Annotated in this window: 8 protein-coding genes and 1 tRNA gene; 8 read left to right on the top strand and 1 reads right to left on the bottom strand. The window is 75.4% G+C overall.

The window, feature by feature from the left end; all coding sequences use genetic code 11:
* Positions 1-57: 57 nt before the first annotated feature.
* The gene (locus ACFV6D_RS38330) at positions 58-633 is read right to left on the bottom strand and encodes a 5-formyltetrahydrofolate cyclo-ligase (RefSeq protein ID WP_063348083.1); all 576 of its coding nucleotides are present in this window, start codon (positions 631-633) and stop codon (positions 58-60) included.
* Positions 634-747: 114 nt separating this feature from the next.
* Here ACFV6D_RS38330 and ACFV6D_RS38335 point away from each other — a divergent pair, with 114 nt between their 5' ends.
* From ACFV6D_RS38335 to ACFV6D_RS38370, 8 genes are all read left to right on the top strand, one after another.
* Entirely contained in the window at positions 748-1,659 is a 912-nt protein-coding gene (locus ACFV6D_RS38335; RefSeq protein WP_380563344.1) for a GGDEF domain-containing protein, read from the top strand.
* A gap of 50 nt (positions 1,660-1,709) precedes the next feature.
* Positions 1,710-2,630: a UTP--glucose-1-phosphate uridylyltransferase GalU gene (gene galU / locus ACFV6D_RS38340; RefSeq protein WP_063348081.1), complete on the top strand. Its 921-nt coding sequence runs from the start codon at positions 1,710-1,712 to the stop codon at positions 2,628-2,630.
* A gap of 25 nt (positions 2,631-2,655) precedes the next feature.
* Complete coding sequence (gene glp, locus ACFV6D_RS38345) at positions 2,656-3,996, top strand: gephyrin-like molybdotransferase Glp (protein WP_380491765.1); 1,341 nt, start codon at positions 2,656-2,658, stop codon at positions 3,994-3,996.
* A 153-nt stretch (positions 3,997-4,149) separates the two neighbouring features.
* On the top strand, positions 4,150-4,590 hold the full coding sequence (moaC, locus tag ACFV6D_RS38350) for a cyclic pyranopterin monophosphate synthase MoaC (RefSeq protein WP_063351185.1): 441 nt from the start codon (positions 4,150-4,152) through the stop codon (positions 4,588-4,590).
* Positions 4,591-4,627: 37 nt separating this feature from the next.
* On the top strand, positions 4,628-5,131 hold the full coding sequence (locus ACFV6D_RS38355) for a molybdenum cofactor biosynthesis protein B (protein ID WP_063348079.1): 504 nt from the start codon (positions 4,628-4,630) through the stop codon (positions 5,129-5,131).
* Between the two features lie 38 nt (positions 5,132-5,169).
* Positions 5,170-5,754 carry a GNAT family N-acetyltransferase gene (locus ACFV6D_RS38360; protein WP_380372783.1) on the top strand — a complete coding sequence of 195 codons (585 nt, stop codon included), beginning with the start codon at positions 5,170-5,172 and terminating at the stop codon, positions 5,752-5,754.
* Between the two features lie 149 nt (positions 5,755-5,903).
* Positions 5,904-7,034: a gephyrin-like molybdotransferase receptor GlpR gene (gene glpR, locus ACFV6D_RS38365; RefSeq protein ID WP_380563346.1), complete on the top strand. Its 1,131-nt coding sequence runs from the start codon at positions 5,904-5,906 to the stop codon at positions 7,032-7,034.
* A gap of 82 nt (positions 7,035-7,116) precedes the next feature.
* Positions 7,117-7,190, top strand: a tRNA-Ala gene (locus ACFV6D_RS38370).
* Positions 7,191-7,293 lie beyond the last annotated feature (103 nt).

The following is a 7,293-nucleotide window of genomic DNA, read 5'->3' on the forward strand; positions in this document are numbered from 1 at the left end:
GCCCCCGCCCCGCGCGGGCCCCCCCCCGCCCCCCCCGCGCCCCCCCCCCCCGCCGTCTCACCCCAGCCTGCGCAGCCCGGCGGGCGTGACCGCCAGGTCCACCGGGCGGTCGTGCGGCTCGGCCGGCACCTCGTCCAGCAGCTCGTGCTCGTACAGCAGCACCGCCAGCACCGGCCGCGCGCCCGCCCGCCCCAGCCGGGCCAGCACCCGGTCGTAACTGCCGCCGCCGCGGCCCAGCCGCAGCCCCCGCCGGTCCACCGCCAGGCCCGGCAGCAGCACCACCGAGGCCTCCGTGACCGCCTCCGGGCCGAGCCTCGGGCCGACCGGCTCCAGCAGCCCGCGCCCGGCCGGGGCCAGCTCCTGCGGGCCCTGGTAGGCGGCCCAGTCCAGGTCGTTGTCGGGCAGCAGCACCGGCAGCAGGACCCGCACCCCGCGCGCCCGCAGCGCGTCCAGCAACGGCCTGGTCCCGGGCTCGGCGCCCACCGACACGTACGCGGCCACGGTGGTGCCCGGCGCCGCCAGCTCCCCGGCGTGCCCGGCCAGCGCGTGCGCGGCCTCCGCGCGCCCGTCGGCGGAGAGTGCGCGGCGCCGGGTCAACAGCCGTGTCCTCAGATCGCTCTTCTCGTTGTGCATCGGATCCTCCGCAACTCTGTGCCGTCGAGCTGTGCCGCCGACCGGTCTCGCCGACTGGTCTCGCCGACCGGCGCCATCGACGCGCAGAGCCTGACATGCGAAAGGCCGCCGCGATTGTCCACCCCGCTGCTGGTCCAGGCCCTGGCCGTGCTCAGCGCCCCCGCGCTGGCCGGCGCCACCGTGCTCGGGCTGCGGCTGCGCCGGGGCGGCGCCGAAGCCGCCGCCCGGCAGGAGCAGCTGCGCGAGCGGATCGCCGAACTGGAGACCCACTGCGCCGACCTGGAGCGCACCGCCTCCTGCGACCCGCTCACCGGCGTGTGGAACTACCGCCACCTGCAGCTCACCCTGGACCGCGAGATCGAGCGCGCCCGCCGCGCCGAGCGGACCGACCAGCCCGAAGGACCACGCCCGCTGGCCGTGCTGCTGCTGGAGATCACCGGCTTCGACGCGGTCGTCGCCGAGCACGGCCGCGGCCGTGCCGGTGCGGTGCTGCGCGACCTCGCCCAGCGGCTGGCGATGGAGATCCGCCGCGCCGACACCCTCGGCCGCTACAGCGGCGAGGAGTTCCTGGTGGTGCTGCCGGACACCGGCGCCGAGGGCGCCGCGCAGGTCGCCGAGCGCCTGGTCTGGTCGGTCCGCCGGCACCTGCTGCTCGACTGGTCCTCCGGCCCGCGCGAGTCCCGCCCGGCGCACGGCAACGGCCTCACCGCCGCCGTCGGCGTCGCCGTGCTGCCCGAGGACGGCACCCACGCCGCCGTGCTGCTGCGCGCCGCCGACCGCGCTCTCCCCCTGCCCTGGGGGGTCGGGGGCGAGTGGTGGCGGGTCCGCCCGGGCCCCGGCGCCCGGTCGGCGGCGCGGCCGGCCGCCCCGCCCGCCGCCGGTGCGCAGCCCAACGCGACTGCCGAGCGTGACCGTTCAAAAAAGCCGGGTAGTCTGTCGCCCTGTGCCGGCGGGGACCCCCTCGCTCAGCCGGTCAATTCCCATACGCCTGCCGCCGTGGCCGGGCCCCGCGACGTGCTGTCCTAGCCGTCGACCGCGCTCGGCCGGGCGAAAACGTGCCTGAGTAAGGTAAACGCATGACGACGACCAACTCCCGAATCCCGGTAACCAAGGCCGTGGTACCCGCGGCCGGACTGGGCACCCGCTTCCTCCCGGCAACCAAGGCCACTCCGAAGGAGATGCTGCCCGTCGTCGACAAGCCGGCCATCCAGTACGTCGTCGAGGAGGCCTCCTCCGCGGGGCTGTCCGACATACTGATGGTCACCGGCCGTAACAAGCGGGCCCTGGAGGACCACTTCGACCGCGCGTACGAGCTGGAGGAGCTGCTCGCCCGCAAGGGCGACGAGGACCGCCTGCGCCGGGTCCGCGAATCCGTCGAGCTGGCCAACATGCACTACGTCCGCCAGGGCGACCCGAAGGGCCTCGGCCACGCCGTCTCGGTCGCCGAGCAGCACGTGGCCGGCCAGCCCTTCGCCGTCCTCCTCGGCGACGACCTGATCGACCCGCGCGACCCGCTGCTCGCCCGCATGATCGAGGTCCAGCAGGAGCTCGGCGGCTCGGTCGTCGCCCTCATGGAGGTCGACCCCTCCCAGATCCACCTCTACGGCTGCGCCGCCGTCAAGGCGAACGGCTTCGGCGAGGACGTCTTCCAGGTGACCGACCTGGTCGAGAAGCCCGAGACGAACGAGGCCCCCTCGAACTACGCCGTCATCGGCCGCTACGTCCTCGACCCGCTGGTCTTCGACGTGCTGCGGGAGACCCCGCCCGGCCGCGGCGGCGAGATCCAGCTCACCGACGCCCTGCGCGAGCTGACCACCCGCGACCCGGAGGCCGGCGGCCAGGTCCACGGCGTGCTCTTCAAGGGCCGCCGCTACGACACCGGCGACCGCGCGGACTACCTGCGCGCTATCGTCCGACTGGCCTCCGAGCGCGAGGACCTCGGCCCGGAGTTCCGCTCCTGGCTGCGCGAGTTCGTCGCCTCCGAGCTGCAGGACTGACACGACGACAGAGAGCGAGCCGCCGATGACCGGGTCCACCCACCACACCACCGGATCCGCCGCAGCCTGCTGCGACGGATCCACGGACCCGGCACCGGCGGCCCCCCGCCTCTGGACGGTGGACGAACACCTCAGCGACGTCCTGGCCGCGGTCGGCCCGCTGCCCGCCATCGAGCTGCAACTGCTCGACGCCCAGGGCTGCCGGCTCGCCGAGGACGTCCTCGCCGACGGCGACCTGCCGCCCTTCGACAACAGCTCGATGGACGGCTACGCCGTGCGCACCGCCGACACCGTCGGCGCCACCGACCCGTACCCCTCGGTCCTCGCCGTCGTCGGCGACATCGCGGCCGGCGCGGGCGAACTGCCCCGGGTCGGGCCCGGCCAGGCCGCCCGGATCATGACCGGCGCCCCCGTCCCGCCCGGCGCCCAGGCCGTCGCCCCGGTCGAATGGACCGACGGCGGCACCGGCACCGGCGTGCCCGCCGACGCGATGACCGCGCCCGTCGAGGACGAGGAGGTCCGCGTCCTGCGCCCGGTCGCCGAGGGCGCCCACATCCGCCGCCGCGGCAGCGACGTCGCGGCCGGCACCAAGGTCCTGGGGGCCGGCACCCGGCTCGGCCCCACCCAGCTCGGCCTGCTCGCCGCGATCGGCCGCGCCACCGTCACGGTCCGCCCGCGTCCCCGGGTCGTGGTGCTGTCCACCGGCAGCGAGCTGGTCCAGCCCGGCGAGCCGGTCGGCCCCGGGCAGATCTCCGACTCCAACAGCTTCACCCTCACCGCGGCCGCCCAGGACGCCGGCGCCATCGCCTACCGGGTCGGCGCCGTCCCGGACCGGGCCGACCGGCTGCGCGCCGTCCTGGAGGACCAGCTCGGCCGGGCCGACCTGATCGTCACCAGCGGCGGGGTCAGCGTCGGCGCGTACGACGTGGTCAAGGAGGTCTTCGAGTCCTACGGCGGCGTCGACTTCCGCAGGCTGCGGATGCAGCCCGGCAAGCCGCAGGGCTTCGGCCGGATCGGCGGCCCGGCCGGCGTGCCGCTGCTCGCCCTGCCCGGCAACCCGGTCAGCGCCTACATCTCCTTCGAGCTGTTCGTCCGCCCGGTCATCCGTACCATGCTCGGCGCCGCCGACGTCCACCGCCCGGTGGTCCGCGCGCTCTGCCCGGCGGCGCTGCGCTCCCCGGCCGGCCGCCGGCAGTTCCTGCGCGGCCGCTACTCGGCGGCGGACGGCACCGTCGAGCCGGTGGGCGGCGCCGAGTCGCACCTGGTCGGCGCCCTGGCCCGGGCGAACTGCCTGATCACCGTCCCCGAGGCCGTCACCGCCCTGCCCGCCGGCAGCGAGGTCGACGTGGTCCTGCTCGGTTCCTAGGACATGTCCCGCGGACCAGGCCCCTCCCACGGGGTGGGGCGGGGGAGCTGTACGGTAGCGCGGTATTCCACCTGCGCGCCCCTGGAGCCACCCGTGACGACACCTCCCCCCGGTGACCGCCTCACCCACGTCGACGACCAGGGCGCGGCCCGGATGGTCGACGTCTCCGAGAAGGCCGCCACCGCGCGCACCGCCGTCGCGGCCGGCCGGGTCCGGGTCTCCCCGAAGGTGGTCGAGCTGCTGCGCGGCGAGGGCGTGCCCAAGGGCGACGCCCTCGCGGTGGCCCGGATCGCCGGGATCATGGGCGCCAAGAAGACCCCCGACCTGGTCCCGCTCTGCCACCCCATCGCCGTCTCCGGCGTCACGGTGGACCTCACGGTCGCGGACGACGCCGTCGAGATCACCGCCACCGTGAGGACCGCCGACCGCACCGGCGTCGAGATGGAGGCGCTGACCGCCGTCGCGGTGGCCGGCCTCACCGTCATCGACATGGTCAAGGCCGTGGACAAGGGCGCCACCATCGAGTCCGTCCGGGTGCTCAGCAAGACCGGCGGCAAGAGCGGCGACTGGTTCGCGCCGGAGGCGGGCGAGTGAGCGGGCGGAACGGGTTCACCATCGAGGGGGCGGGCGCATGAGGGCGCTTGCGGTAACGGTCTCCAACCGGGCCTCGGCCGGCGTCTACGAGGACAGGGGCGGCCCGCTGCTGGTGGCCGGTCTGACCGCGATGGGCTTCACCGCCGACGGCCCCCGGGTCGTCCCGGACGGCGAGCCGGTGGAGGCCGTCCTGCGCGAGGCCGTCGCGGCCGGCTACGACGTCGTGCTCACCACCGGCGGCACCGGCATCTCGCCGATGGACCTCACCCCGGAGATGACCGCCCGGGTGATCGACCGGCAGGTCCCCGGCATCGCCGAGTCCATCCGCGCGTACGGCCGGGAGAAGGTGCCGACCTCGGCGCTCTCCCGCGGGCTGGCCGGGCTCGCCGGACGTACCCTGATCGTCAACCTGCCGGGCTCGACCGGCGGCGTCAAGGACGGCCTGGCCGTCCTCGAACCGCTGCTCGCCCACGCCGTCGACCAGCTCGGCGGCGGGGACCACCCCCGGCCGGACGCACCAGCTTCCGGGAGAGCGCACTGAACGCCGGCTGGCCGGTAGAACTCCACGAGGGGGAGGTCGTGCTGCGCCCGATCCGGGCCCGCGACCAGCGCGAGTGGCAGGAGGTCAGCCTCCGCAACCGGGACTGGCTGCGCCGCTGGGAGGCGACCGTCCCGCCCGGTCCGGCCGGGCAGGCCGCCGGGCCGCGTCCGACGTTCCGGCAGATGGTGCGCTTCCTGCGCGGTGAGGGCTCGGCCGGGCGGATGCTGCCCTTCGTCGTGCTCTACAAGGGCCAGCTGGTGGGCCAGCTGACCGTCGGCGGCATCACCTGGGGCTCGATGTGCTCGGCGAACGTCGGGTACTGGATCGACGAGGCGGTGGCCGGCCGGGGCATCATGCCGACGGCCGTGGCGCTTTCCGTCAACCACTGTTTCCGCACCCTCGGCCTGCACCGGATCGAGGTCTGCATCCGCCCGGAGAACGGCCCGAGCCGCCGGGTGGTGGAAAAGCTCGGCTTCCGCTCGGAGGGAATCCGCCCGCGCTATCTCCACATCGACGGCGCCTGGCAGGACCACCTGGTGTACGCGCTGACCGCCGAGGAGGTGCCGGAGGGGATGCTGGAACGCTGGCGGTCGATCAGTTCAGGTCACGGGCCAAGTAATTGAATATATGTTCGAATCAAATATCGATATGGCATCGCCGCGACGGCGGACTGGCACAAATACCGGCAAAATAGTCGGAGAATCAGCTTGATCACACGACACGCCGAGCCAAATTGCTGCCAGGCCTTCCCGGCGCCCGTACGGTGTGGGTCGTGAGCAGTAGCGGCCTTATCTACGCCGTCATCGTAGGGGCCTGGGCCGCCTATCTGGTGCCGATGTGGCTCCGCAGGCAGGACGAACTCAACGAGGCGCGCCCGACGGAGCGCTTCAGCACCGCCATCCGCCTGCTGGCCGGGCGTTCGGGGCTGGAGCGGCGGGCAGCCCGGGCCCTGGGCGACGAACCGCGTGACGACGAGCACAGCAGCGACGGCCCTCCCGGACGGGACGGGGCCGCCTCAGGCGACCCCGCGGCGGACTCCGCGCCGCCCGTCGTGGAGCCCGAGTCCTCGGCCTCCGTCGAGCCTCCACCCGCGCCGGTGCCGGTGTCCGCGACCGCGACCGCGCCCTCGCCCGAGCGGGGTGCCCGGGGAGAGCGTCCGGGCTCCGCGCCGCACGGCGGGGCGCAGCGCCGGGCCCGGCTGCTGGCCCGCCGGCGCCGGATGGTCACCGCCCTCTTCCTGGCCTTCGCGCTCGGCGCCGTGGTCGCGGCGGTGGCCGGACTGGCCTTCCTCTGGGTCCCGGCCGTCCCGGCGACCCTCCTCACCCTGTACATCGGCCACCTGCGCAAGCTGGAGCGCCAGCGCTACGAGGTGAAGCTCGACCGTGCCCGGGCCGCCCAGGCGGCCGAGCGGCTGCGCAAGCGCGAGCAGCAGCGCGCCGCGGCCCGGAGCGTCCCCGCCGAGGCCGTCGACACCCAGGCCCACACCCAGGTCCACACCCAGCCCCACGTCCGGGCCCACGCCCCGGCTCGTGCCCAGGCCCCGGCCGCCGAGGGGCGGGCCGGACGCCGCCCGCACCTGCGGCTGGCCGCCGACCCCGGCGAGGCCGCCGTCTCCGCGCCGTCCGCCTCGGCGGTGGCCGAGGCGACCGAGCACGAGGAGTGGGTCGACGGCATGCGCGAGCGCGGTGCGGCCGGCCCGGACTCCTGGGAGCCGGTGCCCGTCCCGCTGCCGACGTACGTCACGGCGCCGGTCGCCCCCCGGGTCTCCCGCGGCCTCGACCTGACGGCCCCCGGCACCTGGACCGCGGGCCGCCCCGCCGAGTCCGCCCGCAACACCCCGCTGTTCGACCAGTACGCCGAACCGTCGGCCCCCGACGCCCGCCCCCGCGCGGCCAACGAGTGACCTCCCCGGCCCCCGGACCAGCACCGCATCCCCGGGGGTGGTCACGGACCCCCTCCGGAAGGTGCTAGAGTTTCTTCTCGTTGGGGCTGTGGCGCAGTCCGGTAGCGCACCTCGTTCGCATCGAGGGGGTCAGGGGTTCGAATCCCCTCAGCTCCACCCAGCAGAAGCCCCCGCCGCCGGCTGCGCCACGGGGGGGGGCGGGGGGGTGGGGGGGGGGGGCGGCGGCGGGGGGGGGGGGGGTGGGTGGTGGTGTGGGAGA

Source organism: Kitasatospora sp. NPDC059812 (assembly GCF_042732075.1).
Lineage (GTDB): Bacteria > Actinomycetota > Actinomycetes > Streptomycetales > Streptomycetaceae > Kitasatospora.